The organism is Flavobacterium sp. 21.1, from assembly GCF_057801535.1.
Window position 1 is genome coordinate 120,960 of sequence record NZ_JBYNXA010000001.1, and the last position, 17,351, is coordinate 138,310.

The 17,351-nt window shown below is 36.0% G+C and carries 16 protein-coding genes; 10 read left to right on the forward strand and 6 right to left on the reverse strand.

The genetic code is table 11. The annotated features are described in order from the left end of the window. Window positions 1-36: 36 nt before the first annotated feature. From tsaE to AC3E9U_RS00530, 3 genes are all read right to left on the reverse strand, one after another. Window positions 37-444 carry a tRNA (adenosine(37)-N6)-threonylcarbamoyltransferase complex ATPase subunit type 1 TsaE gene (gene tsaE / locus AC3E9U_RS00520; protein WP_488744949.1) on the reverse strand — a complete coding sequence of 136 codons (408 nt, stop codon included), beginning with the start codon at window positions 442-444 and terminating at the stop codon, window positions 37-39. 50 nt (window positions 445-494) lie between these two features. Beyond that, window positions 495-2,048, reverse strand: coding sequence for a T9SS response regulator signal transducer PorX (gene porX, locus AC3E9U_RS00525; RefSeq protein WP_488744950.1), 1,554 nt, complete (start codon window positions 2,046-2,048; stop codon window positions 495-497). Between the two features lie 228 nt (window positions 2,049-2,276). After that, the gene (locus AC3E9U_RS00530; RefSeq protein ID WP_488744951.1) at window positions 2,277-2,675 is read right to left on the reverse strand and encodes a cupin domain-containing protein; all 399 of its coding nucleotides are present in this window, start codon (window positions 2,673-2,675) and stop codon (window positions 2,277-2,279) included. A gap of 215 nt (window positions 2,676-2,890) precedes the next feature. Between AC3E9U_RS00530 and AC3E9U_RS00535 the strand changes: the two genes are divergently transcribed. The 10 genes from AC3E9U_RS00535 to AC3E9U_RS00580 all read left to right on the forward strand — a co-directional run bounded on the left by AC3E9U_RS00535 (window position 2,891) and on the right by AC3E9U_RS00580 (window position 15,179). Further along, window positions 2,891-4,939 carry a M13 family metallopeptidase gene (locus AC3E9U_RS00535; RefSeq protein WP_488744952.1) on the forward strand — a complete coding sequence of 683 codons (2,049 nt, stop codon included), beginning with the start codon at window positions 2,891-2,893 and terminating at the stop codon, window positions 4,937-4,939. Between the two features lie 114 nt (window positions 4,940-5,053). After that, window positions 5,054-6,289 (forward strand): HD domain-containing protein, encoded by a 1,236-nt coding sequence (locus tag AC3E9U_RS00540; RefSeq protein WP_488744953.1) that lies wholly within the window; start codon window positions 5,054-5,056, stop codon window positions 6,287-6,289. A 119-nt stretch (window positions 6,290-6,408) separates the two neighbouring features. Continuing rightward, window positions 6,409-7,428 carry a UDP-3-O-(3-hydroxymyristoyl)glucosamine N-acyltransferase gene (lpxD, locus tag AC3E9U_RS00545; RefSeq protein ID WP_488744954.1) on the forward strand — a complete coding sequence of 340 codons (1,020 nt, stop codon included), beginning with the start codon at window positions 6,409-6,411 and terminating at the stop codon, window positions 7,426-7,428. A gap of 22 nt (window positions 7,429-7,450) precedes the next feature. Further along, the gene (locus AC3E9U_RS00550) at window positions 7,451-8,839 is read left to right on the forward strand and encodes a bifunctional UDP-3-O-[3-hydroxymyristoyl] N-acetylglucosamine deacetylase/3-hydroxyacyl-ACP dehydratase (protein ID WP_488744955.1); all 1,389 of its coding nucleotides are present in this window, start codon (window positions 7,451-7,453) and stop codon (window positions 8,837-8,839) included. Window positions 8,840-8,849: 10 nt separating this feature from the next. Further along, a complete protein-coding gene (lpxA, locus tag AC3E9U_RS00555; protein WP_488744956.1) occupies window positions 8,850-9,635 on the forward strand; it encodes an acyl-ACP--UDP-N-acetylglucosamine O-acyltransferase in 786 nt (261 codons plus the stop codon). Window positions 9,636-9,666: 31 nt separating this feature from the next. Next, window positions 9,667-10,233, forward strand: a complete 567-nt coding sequence (gene efp, locus AC3E9U_RS00560) for an elongation factor P (protein WP_488744957.1) — start codon at window positions 9,667-9,669, stop codon at window positions 10,231-10,233. A gap of 81 nt (window positions 10,234-10,314) precedes the next feature. Next, window positions 10,315-11,256: a UDP-3-O-(3-hydroxymyristoyl)glucosamine N-acyltransferase gene (locus AC3E9U_RS00565; RefSeq protein ID WP_488744958.1), complete on the forward strand. Its 942-nt coding sequence runs from the start codon at window positions 10,315-10,317 to the stop codon at window positions 11,254-11,256. Next, window positions 11,246-11,608 (forward strand): nuclear transport factor 2 family protein, encoded by a 363-nt coding sequence (locus tag AC3E9U_RS00570; RefSeq protein ID WP_488744959.1) that lies wholly within the window; start codon window positions 11,246-11,248, stop codon window positions 11,606-11,608. Before AC3E9U_RS00565 ends, AC3E9U_RS00570 begins: the two co-directional genes overlap by 11 nt. A gap of 105 nt (window positions 11,609-11,713) precedes the next feature. Next, window positions 11,714-12,595, forward strand: coding sequence for a succinate--CoA ligase subunit alpha (gene sucD, locus AC3E9U_RS00575; protein WP_488744960.1), 882 nt, complete (start codon window positions 11,714-11,716; stop codon window positions 12,593-12,595). 103 nt (window positions 12,596-12,698) lie between these two features. Then, window positions 12,699-15,179, forward strand: a complete 2,481-nt coding sequence (locus AC3E9U_RS00580; protein ID WP_488744961.1) for a DUF7619 domain-containing protein — start codon at window positions 12,699-12,701, stop codon at window positions 15,177-15,179. A gap of 62 nt (window positions 15,180-15,241) precedes the next feature. Here AC3E9U_RS00580 and AC3E9U_RS00585 read toward each other — a convergent pair whose 3' ends face one another. The 3 genes from AC3E9U_RS00585 to AC3E9U_RS00595 are packed head-to-tail and all read right to left on the reverse strand — an operon-like array spanning window position 15,242 to window position 17,350. After that, the gene (locus AC3E9U_RS00585) at window positions 15,242-15,970 is read right to left on the reverse strand and encodes a DUF2490 domain-containing protein (protein ID WP_488744962.1); all 729 of its coding nucleotides are present in this window, start codon (window positions 15,968-15,970) and stop codon (window positions 15,242-15,244) included. Beyond that, window positions 15,960-16,598: a DUF4956 domain-containing protein gene (locus AC3E9U_RS00590; protein WP_488744963.1), complete on the reverse strand. Its 639-nt coding sequence runs from the start codon at window positions 16,596-16,598 to the stop codon at window positions 15,960-15,962. Before AC3E9U_RS00590 ends, AC3E9U_RS00585 begins: the two co-directional genes overlap by 11 nt. Beyond that, on the reverse strand, window positions 16,598-17,350 hold the full coding sequence (locus AC3E9U_RS00595) for a polyphosphate polymerase domain-containing protein (protein WP_488744964.1): 753 nt from the start codon (window positions 17,348-17,350) through the stop codon (window positions 16,598-16,600). The genes AC3E9U_RS00590 and AC3E9U_RS00595 overlap by 1 nt, the downstream gene beginning before the upstream one ends. Between the last annotated feature and the right edge of the window lies 1 nt (window position 17,351).

Consider the following 17,351-nt stretch of genomic DNA (forward strand, 5'->3'; position numbering starts at 1 on the left):
GTTCACAAATTACAAAATTTAAACCTAAAACCATAATCATTTAACGGTCAAATGACGTTTTCCGTTCGGCAAAAGGCTTATATGAATTGCTGTATGATCTAAAGGAATGAGATTAGGCGTTTTTTCAGGCCATTCGATAAAACACCAGTTCCCTGAATAGAAATATTCATCAAGACCCATATCATAGGCTTCTTCTTCCGAATTTAAACGATAAAGATCAAAGTGATAGATAATATCCTCGTTAGCAGCTTTATATTCGTTCACAAGGGAGAACGTCGGACTTGATGCCATATGCTTAACACCGAGATAAGTAACCAATTCTTTAATTAAGGTAGTTTTTCCCACACCCATATCGGCGTGGAAAGTAACTACTTTTTTTATGCTGTGGGCAAAAATCTGCTTTACGACGTCATTAATTTCTTCAAGAGTGAAGGTGATTTCCATAAATAAAACGGCTTTTATTTGATTGTAAGAAATTTACAATCCAAATATACCTATTTTGGATTGAAAACCAAGAAAGGAACTATCATTTCTTCCAAAGAAATACCGCCGTGTTGATAGGTATTACGGTAATAGCTTACATAATGGTTGAAATTGTTCACGTAGGCCAGAAATAAATCATTCTTGGCGAAAATAAAAGAACTGCTCATGTTGATTGCCGGCAAACCAATCTTTTTCGGATCTTTTACAGCATATACGTCTTTATCTTCGTAAGTAAGACTTCTTCCGGTTTTGTAACGTAAATTCAAACTCGTTTGTTTATCGCCGATTACTTTTGACGGGTTTTTACAGTTGATGGTTCCGTGGTCTGTAGTTAGAATCAGTTTGAACCCTAATTGCTGAGCCTGTTGAATGATTTCCAAAAGAGGCGAATTCTTAAACCAGCTCAATGTTAAAGAACGATAAGCTTTGTCATTCGAAGCTAATTCCTTAACCACTTCCATTTCGGTTTTGGCATGAGAAAGCATGTCTACGAAATTGTAAACCACGGTAGTCAGATCGTTATTTTTCAACGTTTTGAAGTTATCTACCAGTTTTTTTCCGTCTTTAAAATTGGTTATTTTATAATATTCCTGTTTAATATCAATTCGAAGGCGTTTCAATTGTTCTGTTAGAAATTCTCCTTCGAACAGGTTTTTACCGCCTTCATCCGTGTCATTCTTCCAATATTGCGGATAATTTTTTTCCATTTCCAAAGGCGTCAAACCAGAGAAAATAGCGTTACGTGCATATTGCGTAGCTGTTGGAAGAATAGCAAAGTAACTTGTTTCTTTTTCAAGTTTATAATGATTGTTGACTACACTTTCAAAGGCTTTCCACTGATCATAACGAAGGTTGTCAATTACAACAAATAAAATAGGCTTATCTTTTTTACGGATTTCCGGAACAACCAGCTTTCTGAAGATCTCATGCGAAAGGTAAGGGCGGTTTTCTTCGGAGGCGAACCATTTTTCGTAGTTTTTCTCAATGAATTTCCCGAATTGCGAATTGGCTTCCACTTTCTGACTTTCCAAAATCTCCACCATACTCTGGTCTTCAATATTTTCCAGCTCAATCTCCCAAAACAATAATTTTTTGTACAGTTCCACCCAATCCTCATAGGTGTTGACCATAGCCATATCCATAGCGATCTTTCTGAATTCCTTTTGATAATCTAATGTGGTTTTTTCGGAAATAAGTCGGGAATGGTCTAGATTCTTTTTAAGGCTCAGCAAAATCTGGTTAGGATTAACCGGTTTGATTAAATAATCGGCAATTTTGGAACCAATAGCTTCCTCCATGATGTATTCCTCCTCACTTTTCGTGATCATGATTACAGGCGTGGCAGATTTCTTCTCCTTGATTTCAGCAAGTGTTTCCAATCCACTTAAACCAGGCATGTTTTCGTCTAAAAAAACGATATCAAAGTTCTGATCGTCAAATATATCAATGGCATCCTGACCGTTATTACAGGTAGTTACATTGTATCCCTTTTTCTCAAGGAATAAAATATGCGGTTTTAATAAATCAATTTCATCGTCAACCCAAAGTATCTTTATATCGCTCATGATGCTTCTTTATTATATTATATATTGCAAGATATGCTTTTATCAACGGAATCAGGTTAAAATTATTGTAAAAATAAACATCTTATTATTAGGAGTTTTTTTACGTTCGGGAAATCAGGATTTTGATCATTGAATTGTACTGAAAGAAATCCTCAGAAAGCATAAATAAAAAAGATGATCATCAAAAATGTTCATCTTTTTATTATCAATTTAGCGCGCATCCTTGTTTCATTTTTTAGGTTTAGCTTCTTTGTAAGGATGTTCTTTTAATTCCACGATTAGAAATTTAACTACTGTTGTACCGACATTCTCAGTAATGTGAGGGCGTTCGGGATCACCATAACCTGAAACACCGGGTTTTAATTCCATGGTTTCCTCTTTTCCGTCTTTATAATGAACCACGATTTTTCCTTCCGATAAAGCATAAAAGAAGTGGGCTGGGTGTGTGTGCATATCGGTTTTCTCTCCCGGCTGTAGCGTGATTTCAGCGGCGTGAACCGTTTTGTTGTCCACCAGATTATTAATCATTTTATTGGCTTCCATTTTTTTGTCCTGAGCGAAGGCGCCTAATGTAAATAGCAAAAGAACAAACATTCCTTTAACTAACGTTTTTTCTAAGTTTTTCATAAGGATTTATTTAAGAATTATACTGTAAATGAAGCTATAAATTTAGTGATTTTAACACGATTATACAATCAAAAATTATATTTAAAAACCTCATAATCAGTCTATTGTATATTTTTAATAAAATTTGATTTCATCGTAATCATCATACTATTTGTAAAGAAGAGAAGATTAAGATATCTTTGAAAACTAATCAAATCAACTTAAACAGTAACTCTATGAAATTCAAACACTTTACATTGCTTGTAGCCGGTACAACTCTGGTCGTGACAAGCTGTAAAAAAAATGAAACTTCCGATGCAGTACAACCTGATCCATTAGCGATAAACCGGGACACCAGTTTACATCCAGGTGAAGATTTCTTCCATTATGCCAATGGAGGCTGGTTCAAAAAAAATCCGATCCCTGAAACGGAAAGCAGTAATGGGATCTTCAGGACAATCGGTGATACAATCAACGCTCAGATAAAAGCAATTTGTATTAAATCGTCAGAAGATAAAGAAGCGACGAAAGGGAGTAATAAGCAAAAAATCGGTGATTTCTACGCTTCCGGAATGGATTCACTGGCCATCGAAAAAGCAGGAATCAATCCAATAAAAGAGGAAATGGCCCGTATTGATGCTGTAAAAGATCTGTCATCTATACCACAAGCTATTGCACATCTTCACACCATCGGAGCAAGCCCGGCTTTTAATTTTTATTTAAGTCAGGACGACAAAAACAGTACAAAGTATGCGTTGTTTTTCGCTCAGGGCGGATTGGGACTAGGTGATCGCGACTATTATTTCAATAATGATGAGCAAACCGTAAACATCCGTAAAGAATACGTGAAACATCTTGAAGAAATGCTGAAACTAATTGGTCAGGATAAAACTTCAGCCGCTAAAAATGCCGGAACCATCATGAAAATGGAAACGGATCTGGCCAAAGTTTCCCGCAAACTGGAAGCATTACGTGATCCGATAAAGAATTACAACAAAATGGAGGTTTCGAAATTTAAAGCGTTGGCTCCAAATTTAAGTGTTGACAAAATGTTAGCTACTTTGAAAGTGGCCAAAGCGGATTCCTTAATTGTAGGACAGCCCGAATTTTACAAAGGTCTGAACCAATTACTTAAAACATATACTGTTGAAGACTGGAAAGTATATTTAAAATGGAATCTGGTAGACAGTTACGCGTCGTATTTAAATCATACTATTGAATTACAGAATTTCAAATTCTATTCTACAGTGATGAACGGAGTTGCGAAACAGAAACCAAGATGGAAAAGAGTTGTTTCCCGCACAGATGCTTCGTTGGGAGAGTTGATCGGACAGGTGTATGTTGAAGAATATCTGCCAAAAGGAACCAAAGAAAAACTTTTGGAAATCGGAAATAACATCAGAGACGTTTACGCAGATCACATCAAGAAATTAGACTGGATGAGTCCGACTACAAAGGAAAAAGCTTTGAATAAACTGAGTAAGATCGTAATGAAAGTGGGATATCCTGACAAATGGAAAGATATGAGCAGCGTTTCCATCGACAGAAAATCGTATTGTACAAACGTGATGAACACCAACAAATGGGAATACGATTATATGATCGCCAAATACGGAAAACCGGTTGACAGAACAGAGTGGGGCATGTATCCGCAAACGTACAATGCATATTACAACCCAAGTAACAACGAAATCTGCGTTCCGGCGTGTAATATCATCGTACCCGGATTTGAAGGAAGAATGCCGGATGACGCGGTTTTATACGGAATTATCGGCGGCTCTACATTCGGACATGAAATTACACATGGTTTCGATGATCAGGGAAGCCAATACGATGAAAAAGGAAATTTAAACAATTGGTGGACAAAAGAAGATTTGGAAAAATTCCAGTCCAAAACAAAACTAATTGTAGAACAATTCAATAAATATGAAGCTTTGGAAGGCAAATTCGTAAACGGAGATGCCACACAGGGCGAAAATATTGCTGATTTGGGCGGAGTTGTTATGGGTTATGAGGCCTTTAAGAAAACAGCGCAATTCAAAAACAGCCAGAAAGTTGCCGGTTTAAATCCAAACGAACGCTTCTTTTTAGCGTATGGTTATGCGTGGATGGTGAATGTGAAAAAAGAAGCATTGTCCCAACAGATAATGACCGACGTTCACGCTCCGGCAAGATTCCGAATCAACGGCCCATTAAGTAACATCCCGGAATTTTACACAACGTTTAAAATCAAGAAAGGTGATAAGATGTACCGGCCTGAAAATATGCGTGTTGTGATTTGGTAACACCCTTAAAACTTAAAATTGAAACCACTCGAAAGGGTGGTTTTTTATTTCTGATAAGTAACGAATGAGCAACCAATCCTAATTTTATTATATTTGTTTAAATATTATACTTGCGTGAATCAGATTAACAAGCTCAAAATACTGAACGACCCCATTTATGGTTTCATAACCATTCCAAATACCTTAATTTACGATTTAATACAACATCCTTATTTTCAGCGCTTACGAAGGATTTCCCAGATGGGAATGTCATACTTGGTTTATCCCGGCGCACATCATACGCGTTTCCATCATGCTTTAGGTTGTTTGCACATTATGCAGAAAGCAGTGCAGACCTTGCGATTTAAAGATGTTGTAATTTCTGAAGACGAAGAAAATGCACTTTACATAGCTATTTTACTGCACGACATAGGACATGGGCCTTTTTCGCACGCAATGGAACATAGTATTGTGGAATCGGTGCATCATGAAGAAATTTCATTGTTCTTTATGAATGAATTAAACCGCGAATTCGACGGAAAATTATCATTGGCGATTCAAATCTTCAAAGGAGAATATCACAGAAGATTTATGTTGCAACTTATTTCAAGTCAGCTGGATATGGACCGAATGGATTATCTGAAACGTGACAGTTTTTATACAGGTGTTGCCGAAGGAAATATCAATTCCGAGCGACTGATCCAGATGATGCATGTTGTTGATGATGTTTTGGTTATTGAAGAAAAGGGAATTTATTCCGTAGAACAGTTTTTGGTAGCAAGACGATTAATGTATTGGCAGGCTTATCTTCACAAAACCAGCCTTGTAGCCGAATTAACGCTGACAAAAATTTTAAAGCGCGCAAAAGAACTGACGCAGAAAGGAGCACTGCTTCCTTGCAGCGAACCGTTGCAGTTTTTTATGCTGCACAAGATATCTCAGGAAAGTTTTGATGTTCCGACACTGAAGAAATTCGCTCTCTTAGACGATTTTGATATTGTCAGCGCCATAAAAACATGGCAATTCCATGATGATTTCGTGCTTTCTTCTCTGAGTAAAATGATTATCAACCGTGATTTGCTCAAGATCAGGATGGTTCCTGAAAAAGTCAGCAAGGAACAGATCGGAGATTTGAAATCAAAATTGATGACGCTTCACAATTTATCCGAGAAAGAAACGGAATATTTCATTTTCAAAGGAAAAATCAAGAATCAGGCGTACAATAAAACCGGCGAACCTATTCATATTTATAAGAAAGACAAAACTATTGAAGACGTAGTGGAAGCTTCTGACCAACTGAATTTAAAAGCATTATCAAAACCGGTAACCAAATATTTTCTCTGTTTCCCAAAAGTACTGTTAGAAAGTTAAGATTCGATTAAATTTTATATTTTTGCACAGATGAAACGAGCTCTGCTTAAAATAGACATGCTCCAAATTAAAATTTGCGAGTTTCATCTTATACGGAAAGTAAATTAAAATACTTTAAGATGAAATTTACAGCAGAACAGATAGCTGGTATTTTAGAAGGCGAAGTTGTTGGAAATCCTTCAGCGGAAGTCTATAAATTAGCTAAAATTGAAGAAGGAACAGAAGGTTCTCTTACTTTTTTGGCTAATCCGAAATATCTGAACTATATATATACGACAAAAGCGACCATTACTATCGTAAACTCGACTTTTGAACCGGATCAGCCGATCACAACCACTTTGATCAAAGTGGAAGATGCCTATAAATCTTTTTCCAAACTTCTGGAATACTACAATCAGGTAAAACTGATGAAATCCGGAATTGAACAGCCTTCTGTTATTTCTGAACATGTCGAATATGGTGAAAACCTTTATTTGGGAAGTTTTTGCTATATCGGTAAAAACGTAAAAATCGGTAATAACGTAAAAATCTACCCGAACAGTTTCGTAGGAGATAATGTCGTTATAGGTGACAATACCGTTTTGTTTGCCGGTGTCCGAATTTATTCCGAAACAGAGGTAGGTGCTAACTGCACGATACATTCCGGTTCTATTATCGGTTCGGACGGATTTGGGTTTGCTCCTCAGGAAGACGGAACTTATTCTAAAGTACCGCAAATCGGGAACGTAATCATCGAAGACAATGTAGATATCGGTTCTTGTACGACTATCGACAGAGCGACTTTAGGTTCAACCGTTATCCGTAAAGGTGTAAAACTGGACAATCAGATTCAAATCGCACATAATGTTGAAATAGGTGAAAATACCGTTATTGCTTCTCAGACCGGTGTTGCTGGTTCGACCAAAATCGGTAAAAATTGTATGATTGGCGGACAAGTGGGTATCGCAGGACATTTAGTAATCGGTAATGGCGTAAAAATCCAGGCACAATCAGGTGTTGGTAGAAACATCAAGGATGGTGAAGCAATTCAGGGAAGTCCGGCGCTGAATTATGGTGATTACAACAAATCATACGTTCATTTCAAGAATCTGCCTAAAATAGTAGACGATTTGCACAAACTAAAAAAAGAAAAAAACTAACTAAACTAAAAACCAATAAACCATGGTTAAGCAAACAACCATTAAAAGCGAAGTTTCATTAAAAGGAGTAGGGTTACATACCGGTCAGGAAGTAACAATGACATTTAAGCCGGCACCGGTGAACAACGGATTCACATTCGTTCGTGTTGATTTGGAAGGCGAGCCGATCATTGAAGCAGATGCTAATTATGTCGTAAATACTCAAAGAGGTACAAATCTTGAAAAATTAGGCGTTAAAATCCAGACTTCTGAGCACGTTTTAGCTGCTTTTGTAGGATGTGATGTAGATAACGTTATCATTGAATTGAATGCTTCAGAACCTCCTATCATGGACGGTTCTTCAAAATATTTCGTAGAAGCGATCGAAAAAGCAGGTGTTGTTGAACAGGAAGCAGAACGTAATGTTTACGTGGTTAAAGAAGTGATCTCATACACAGACGAAGCAACGGGAAGTGAAATCACTGTTATCCCTTACGATGAGTACTGTGTGACTACTATGGTTGATTTTGGTACGAAAGTTTTAGGTACGCAGAATGCTACCATGAAATCCATCCATGAATTCAAAGCTGAGATTTCAGACAGCCGTACTTTTAGTTTCCTTCATGAATTGGAAGGTTTGTTACAACACGGATTAATCAAAGGTGGTGACTTGAACAACGCTATCGTTTATGTGGATAAAGAAATTTCCGATGAAACGATGGTACGTTTGAAAGAAGCTTTTGGTAAAGACAATATTTCGGTGAAACCAAACGGAGTTTTGGATAACCTTACATTACATCATCCAAATGAAGCTGCACGTCATAAATTACTTGATGTAGTAGGGGATTTGGCTTTGATAGGTACAAAAATCAAAGGAAAAGTTATCGCTAATAAACCGGGGCATTTTGTGAACACTATGTTTGCTAAGAAAATGTCGAAGATTATTAAAAACGAACAGAAAAATCAGGTTCCTGTATTTGATTTAAACAAAGAACCATTGATGGATGTTACTAAAATCATGTCGATGTTACCTCACAGAAACCCATTCTTGTTGGTGGATCGCATCTTAGAAATGTCAGATAGCCATGTTGTTGGTTTGAAAAATGTTACAATGAATGAAGAATTCTTCGTTGGACATTTTCCGGGAGCACCAGTAATGCCAGGGGTTCTGATCATCGAAGCTATGGCTCAGACCGGAGGTATCTTGATCTTAAGTACTGTTCCGGATCCTGAAAATTACCTGACTTATTTCATGAAAATTGACAATGTGAAATTCAAGCACAAAGTTTTACCTGGAGATACTTTAATTTTCAAACTTACTTTATTATCACCAATCCGTCGCGGAATCTGTCATATGCAGGCAAGTGCTTACGCGAACGGCAAATTAGTTACAGAAGCCGAATTAATGGCACAAATTGTAAAAAAGAACTAAAAAAGAAATTATGAATCAACCTTTAGCCTATGTTCATCCGGGAGCGAAAATTGCCAAAAATGTGGTAATTGAGCCCTTCACAACCATTCACAACAATGTTGAAATTGGTGAAGGAACCTGGATTGGTTCGAATGTAACCATCATGGAAGGCGCACGTATTGGTAAGAATTGCAATATTTTCCCCGGAGCTGTAATTGCTGCAGTGCCACAGGATTTAAAATTTGGAGGTGAAGATTCACTTGCAATAATCGGAGATAACACTACTATTAGAGAGTGTGTTACCGTTAATAGAGGAACCATCGCTTCAGGTCAGACGAAAATTGGAAGCAATTGTTTAGTTATGGCAACTGCTCACATTGCCCACGACTGTCATATCGGAGACAATGCCATTATCGTTAACGGAGTGGCTTTGGCCGGACACGTAACCGTAGGTGATTTTGCCATCATTGGTGGATTGGCTGCGATACACCAGTTCGTTTCTATTGGAGATCATGCTATGATTTCCGGAGGTTCATTGGTTCGTAAAGATGTTCCGCCTTACACCAAAGCGGCTAAAGAACCATTATCTTATGTAGGTATCAATTCAGTGGGACTTAGAAGAAGAGGTTTTTCAACTGAAAAGATTCGTGAGATCCAGGATATTTACAGAATTCTGTTTCAAAAGAACTTTAATACTACTCAGGCATTAGGAATCATTGAAGCAGAGATGGAAGCTACTCCTGAACGTGATGAAATTATTCTTTTCGTTAGAAATTCACCTCGAGGAGTAATGAAAGGTTATACAGGAAGCATTTAATAAAACAAAACAAACAAATAAATAAATCAAAATGGCAAGTACAGCTGATATCAGAAACGGGTTATGCATCAAATACAATAATGATATTTACAAAATCATTGAATTCCTTCACGTTAAACCAGGTAAAGGTCCTGCTTTCGTTAGAACAAAGCTGAAAAGTTTAACAAATGGAAAAGTATTGGATAATACGTTTTCTGCAGGTCATAAAATTGAAGTTGTTCGTGTAGAAACACATACTTTCCAATTCTTATACGCTGAAGGTCAGGATTTTCATTTCATGAACAACGAGACTTTCGAACAAATTTCTTTGAACAGAGATATTCTTGATGCTCCGGACTTATTGAAAGAAGGAACTAATGTAATGGTTCAGATCAACACTGAAACAGATGCTCCACTTTCTGTTGATATGCCGGCTTCAGTAATTCTTGAAGTTACTTATGCTGAGCCGGGCGTAAAAGGAAACACTGCAACTAATGCAACTAAACCTGCAACTGTTGAAACCGGTGCTACTATTAACGTACCTTTGTTCATCAACGAAGGTGATAAAGTTAAAATCGATACTGCTTCAGGTTCTTACATGGAGCGTGTAAAAGAATAATTTTAAGTGTGTAAGCAATCAGTGTTTGACTTGAACAGCAGGCACTGATTGTAAACAACAGATCACTGATACCGATATTATATGAAATTTCCAAAAACACATACTCTTAAAGAGATCGCCGACATCATTCAATGTGAGTATGTGGGTGATGATCGTTTTCCGGTTCACGGGATGAATGAAATTCACGTCGTTACAAGAGGTGATATCGTTTTCGTCGATCATCCTAAGTACTATGATAAAGCATTGCAATCAGCGGCAACCATCGTTTTAATAAACAAAAAAGTTGAATGCCCTGAAGGTAAAGCTTTGCTGATTTCTGACGATCCGTTTCGTGATTTCAATAAACTGACGCGACATTTCAGACCATTCCTTTCTTCTAATTCAGCAATTTCAGTAACTGCTGTTATTGGAGAAGGAACTGTAATTCAGCCGAACTGTTTTATCGGAAATAATGTGGTTATTGGTAAGAACTGTCTGATTCATTCTAATGTTTCACTTTACGACAACACTGTAATAGGAGATAATGTCATCATTCATGCCGGCTCTATTTTAGGTGCTGATGCTTTCTATTATAAAAAACGACCTGAAGGTTTTGATCAATTATTGTCGGGAGGACGTGTAGTAGTTGAAGATAATGTTGGAATCGGAGCTTTATGTACCATTGACAAAGGAGTTACCGGAGATACCACGATAGGGGAAGGGACTAAAATTGACAATCAGGTACACGTTGGCCATGATACTGTTATCGGGAAAAAATGTCTGATTGCCTCTCAAACTGGAATTGCCGGATGCGTGGTTATTGAAGACGAAGTAACGCTTTGGGGCCAGGTTGGTACCACTAGCGGAATTACAATTGGTGAAAAAGCTGTTGTTTTAGGACAAACAGGTGTTACTAAATCTGTAGAAGGAGGTAAGACCTATTTCGGAACTCCTATCGAAGAATCTCGTGAGAAACTGAAACAATTGGCGAACGTGAAAAAAATTCCGGAAATCTTAAACAAGCTGAACAAAAATGATGGCTAAGGAGATCGTTACAGAATTTTATCAATCCGATTCGCTTCGAAATAAAGAAACGCTGCAACGATTTCTTCACGATGAAATGGAATTTAATTGGCACAGTTCCAAAGGATTCCTGCTATTGAACAAAAGTGATATGATTGACCTTTCCGCTGAAATGGAGCGTTCTTATACGTCATCCAGAATCAGTATCAGTCATGTTTTACAGGATGACAATCTGGTTACGGTGCGATTCACATATTATGTGACGCCAATTGAAACACCTTCGGACGAAACCGTTTTAGCACATTGTATTACTATTTGGGAAGTTAAGGACGGCCAGCTGTTCCGTGGTTATCAAATGAGTCAGCTGGGTTAAGTCGGCCTAAAAAATCTTTGAAAGTTTATAGCAAAATTCTTTATATATTTCTTTCAAAAACCTATTTTTGCAATTCATTTTAAAAACAACATAAAAAAATATATCATGAGTGTTTTAGTTAATAAAAATTCTAAAATCATTGTTCAGGGGTTCACAGGAAGTGAAGGTACTTTCCACGCTTCTCAAATGATTGAATACGGAACAAACGTTGTAGGTGGTGTAACTCCTGGAAAAGGTGGGTCTACTCACTTAGATCGTCCTGTTTTTAATACTGTAAAAGATGCAGTTGACCAAGCTGGTGCTGACACTTCAATTATTTTTGTTCCGCCTGCATTTGCTTCTGATGCTATCATGGAAGCTGCAGATGCCGGTATCAAAGTAATCATTTGTATCACAGAAGGTATTCCTGTTGCAGATATGATTAAAGCTTATGATTATATTAAAGGTAAAAACTGTCGTTTAGTAGGTCCTAACTGTCCTGGTGTTATTACTCCGGGTGAGGCAAAAGTTGGTATCATGCCAGGTTTCGTTTTCAAAAAAGGTACAGTGGGTATCGTTTCTAAATCAGGAACTTTAACTTACGAAGCTGCTGATCAGGTTGCAAAACAAGGATTAGGAGTAACAACTGCAATCGGAATTGGTGGTGACCCAATCATTGGTACTACAACAAGAGAAGCGGTTGAATTATTAATGAACGACCCTGAAACTGAAATCATCATCATGATTGGTGAAATCGGTGGACAATTAGAAGCAGATGCCGCACGTTGGATCAAAGCTGACGGTAACAGAAAGCCGGTTGTTGGTTTTATCGCTGGTGAAACTGCGCCAAAAGGACGTACAATGGGTCACGCTGGTGCTATCGTTGGTGGAGCTGATGATACAGCGGAAGCTAAAAAACGTATCATGAGAGAAAACGGAATTCACGTTGTGGATTCTCCGGCTGAAATCGGTAAAAAAGTAAGCGAGGTTTTAGCTGTTTTGAAATAAGAAGTAAAAGTTTTCTTTTTATATAAATATAAGCCCTACATTTTTGTAGGGCTTTTTTTATTGTACTATTTTGTATATTTACTTTTCAAATCATTTAAAAAAAATGAAAAAAATCTACATTCTACTCCTTATTTTAGGCACCCTGTCAACAGCTAAAGCACAAACAATAAATATACCGGACCCCGTTTTTAAAGCTAAATTATTAAATTATAATCTCAATACTTCTGAATTTAGGGATGTAAATAGTCAGCTTATTATAGTTGACAGTAATAATGATGGTGAGATACAAGTAAGTGAAGCTCTTTCAGTAGGTACTATATATTTTAATAATAGCTCTCCCTACGTTACTAATTTAACAGGAATAGAATATTTTGCAAACTTAAGACAGCTGTTTCCTGGACCTTCAAGAATAGCTAACCTTAATCTGTCAGGATTAAGCAATTTAATTCAAATAAGTTACTACAATAATAATTCCAATACGACTCTTGCAAATATTAATTTGACGGGACTTTCTAGTCTTGAAGATTTACAAATTACAAATGGGCGATTAACATCATTAAATTTATCAGGCTTAAACAATCTTAAATATCTGCAATGCTCAGATAATTTAATAACTAATTTGGATGTTCAGTCATTACCTAATCTGGAAACTTTAAATTGCGCAGATAATCGGCTAACCAATTTAAACCTTTCAAACAGACCTTACTTAAGAGAGGTACATTGTGAATATAATAATTTGAATCAATTAGGTTTAAATGGATTATCTGCTTTAAGAACGATTTATTGTAACAACAATGCTTTAACATCGATTAATTTGTCTGATTGTGATGCATTAACTTATTTGGGATGTGATAATAATCAACTCACAAACATTGATTTAACTAATCTAACCCAATTAAATGAACTTAATTGTGGGTATAATTTATTAACAAATTTAAATATAAATCTTAATAACAATTTAAGATATGTTAGATGTAATAATAATCAACTAGCTACATTAGACTTAAGTAATCAACCAAATTTAATGCAAGTAGTTTGTTCTGACAATCCTTCCTTAGCGTCTATATTTATAAAAAACGGAAGTAATGAGAGCTTAACATTTTTAAACAATCCTAATCTTAGGTATATCTGTGCTGACGACAATCAAATACTGTCAATTCAAAATTTAATCGCGTATTATAACTACTCAAATTGTCATGTTAATTCCTATTGTAGTTTTACGCCTGGTGGAACATTCTATACAATTCAAGGAAATAACAGATATGATGAAAATAGTAATGGTTGTGATCTTACAGATATAAACTATCCAAATTTAGGTTTGTCATTTAATAATGGAACTAACACTGCTAATCTGATTTCTGATAATTCAGGCGCTTATCATTATGATGTACAGTCAGGAACCTATGTGATTACACCAATACTTGAAAACCCTAATTACTTTACAGTTTCTCCCGGTAATGTTAATGCTGCATTTCCGTCTCAATCAAGTCCGTTTAATCAGGATTTCTGTATTAGCGCAAATGGTGTACACCCGGATTTAGAAATAACGTTGATTCCCATAAATATAGCAAGACCCGGTTTTTATTCTAAATACAAGGTTATTCTAGAAAATAAAGGTACAAATGCCCAATCAGGAACTGTTACATTTACTTTTGAGGATGCTGTTTTGGATTTCGTTTCTTCAAACCCGGCAAATACCAATCAATCTGTGAATACTCGTTCTTGGGATTTTAGCAACTTATCACCTTTTGAAACAAGAGAGATTGAATTGAATCTAAATGTTAACTCTCCTGTAGAAACTCCTCCGGTTAATAGTGGAGATATTTTAAACTTTACTGCTACCATTACTTCTTCTGCTACAGATGAAACCCCTGAAAACAACATTTCACAGCTTAATCAAACGGTGTTCAATTCTTTTGATCCAAACGACAAAACCTGTTTAGAAGGAACAGTGATTAGTCCTAGTGAAGTAGGGAAGTATGTACATTATATGATTCGTTTTGAAAACACAGGAACGTTTCCTGCTGAAAATATCGTTGTAAAAGACATGATTGATACAGCTAAGTTTGATGTATCCAGTTTAGTCCCAATTAAAGGAAGTCATTCTTTTATAACAAAAATTTCTTCAGGAAATAAAGTTGAATTCATATTTGAGAACATTAATCTTCCTTTTGATGATGCTAATAATGATGGCTATGTTGCTTTCAAAATCAAGACAAAACCGACACTTGTGAATGGCGATACATTCGTCAACAGTGCAAATATTTACTTTGATTACAATGCTCCAATTATTACAAATACAGCAACAACAACAATTCAGACATTGAGTACTCAGGATTCCAGTTTTTCAAATTACTTCGACTTATTTCCAAACCCTGTAAAAAACACCTTAAATATTGAAACTAAAAGCAATATTGAAATTCAACGCATAAGCATTTACAATACATTAGGACAATTACTATTGGTTATTCCAAATGCGCAATCCGTGAAAACAATAGATGTTTCTCATTTAGCAGTAGGAAATTATTTTTTAAGAACAGATACAAATCAAGGAATGTCGAATATGAAATTCATTAAAAACTAAAAAAAAACCCTGTTTTTACAGGGCTTTTATATTTTAATAAAATAGTGTCTCACTGAACTAAATTATATTTTCTCTTCTGCTTTTTTCTCCTTTTCTTTTTTGATCTTTTTGATCATCTCGTCGATGGCTAAGTTATATTTGAGTTCCAGCACAAAGCGATCAATCTTTTCAGGATTATCCTTGTCATCATAAAATACAGATAATCCCATTGTATTTCCATACTTGAATTTGTATTCGCTGCCGACAGTATATCGAAGCCTGTTCAACTTAATCGGATCAGTTTCAGCCAATTTTAAAAAGACTTCAAAAGACACATATACAGAGGCTTTTGATTTAGGAATATTGTAATCTAATCCTATTTTTTCACGGAGCATCTGATTGGGTTCTTTGTAAAAAGACATATATCTTTCATCGAAACTTCCCGTTGACCATTGATATTTAATACCGGAAAATATAGTGAAAGCATCGAATTTTTTGTCATACTTAAATGCGCCGAAAAATCGGTGACTGTCCTTCTCGTAGGAGGTTGTAAACCTGTAGCCGGTTTCAATGGCGAATTCTTTATTGAAATTGTATTGAAGTGCACCTTCTACTGCACTGGAACGAAATTCCTGAAAATCCTTTTGTGCAGAATATCGGTATTCGCCGGATATTTTCCAATGCTTATTAAATCGGTAACTCACACCGGGAATCAGACGATATTGCCAGTCCGTATAGTTGTTCTGACAAAAAGCTTCAAAAGTGAACAGCACCAAAAATAACGAGAGGAGAATTTTTTTCTTAATCATCATTGTCGGATTTTGGTAGTACATTCTCACTTTCCTTCGCATAATAATATGCCTTTAACAGTGCTGTGTCTTTCAGGTAATCAATAGAAACAATTTCAACCCTATGAATATTCAAACCGGTTCGGTTATTTAAATCCGCAAGCAATTCGACTTTAAAGTCCGGTTTTATGTATTCTACTTTATCATAAACGATATCTTTTGAATTTTCGTTTTTAAGGAAATCAAGACGTTCCATTGTGAAAGTAAGGAACAGCACTACCAGGTTACATATTATTAAGAGCCAGAAACCATCACTGATGGTAGCCAGCGAGTTTAACATCCCGAGAGCCACACAGACAAAGAAATACCCCATGTCCTTTATCGAGATAGCTATGGTTCGATATCGGATAATTGAAAACATGGCAAAAAGACCAAATGCGAATCCTATTTTTATTTTTACCGCGCTGAGTAAACAGCATATCATGAAATTCATGACATTAAATAAAATAAAAGTGAATATAAAGTCTTTATTTCTATGCTTAGGATAATATATTAGAGCTACAAGTATAACTATAGCTGCAAAATCGATGACCGATCGCATAGCAAAATCATATGTACTTAAAGTACCTATCAAATCTTCTTCGCTTTCCATTATTGCTGAAGTTTATTAATTTTTTTAAGGATCGGCATAAAATTGTTTTTTTTCACTGTAGGAATTAATGAAATTACGCCGTAGATATATTTACTGATGCTTTGTTCTCTTATATTGTTGTATTTTAAAGCTGTGGTCAGTGGCGATGTATGTGTACTTTTTGATTGTTTGATTTCTATAATCGCAATTTTTTTGAATTTTATATCATGCTCATTGTCAATAAAATGCAAATTCATATCTATGGTAACCCTTTCTGTGAATTGATTGTTTACCAGTGTAATTCTGTTAAAGTTGTTCTTTAAAATAAGGGTTATTTCATCAATCGCTTTTCGCGTATATTCCTGGATCAGATTTTTTCGTATATCATCTATATTGGAAATCATATATGGTATCGCTTCCCGATGCTTGTTGGTTCTGTCGACTTTCTCTTTCTTTTTGATTTCAAAAAAGCACATGTCGGATTCCACATATCTTCTGCTTCGTACTTTAATCCTGTTAACATATCCATTATGATGATCTCTGAAGAACTGTAAATCAGGAGTATCAAAATAATTATTCTCATATGAAAAAATACGTATACCATTAATTTCCAAAACATTATAATGCTCAACTAGACAGGGGACTATTTTGAGTAAATCTTCACCTCTAAGCGTGTACTTACTATCGGTTCTGTTCAATAACGCAACAGAATCTAGATCGGTGAGCGACACCGGATTGAGTAAGGACAACTGTGTGGTAAATTTTTTGAACATA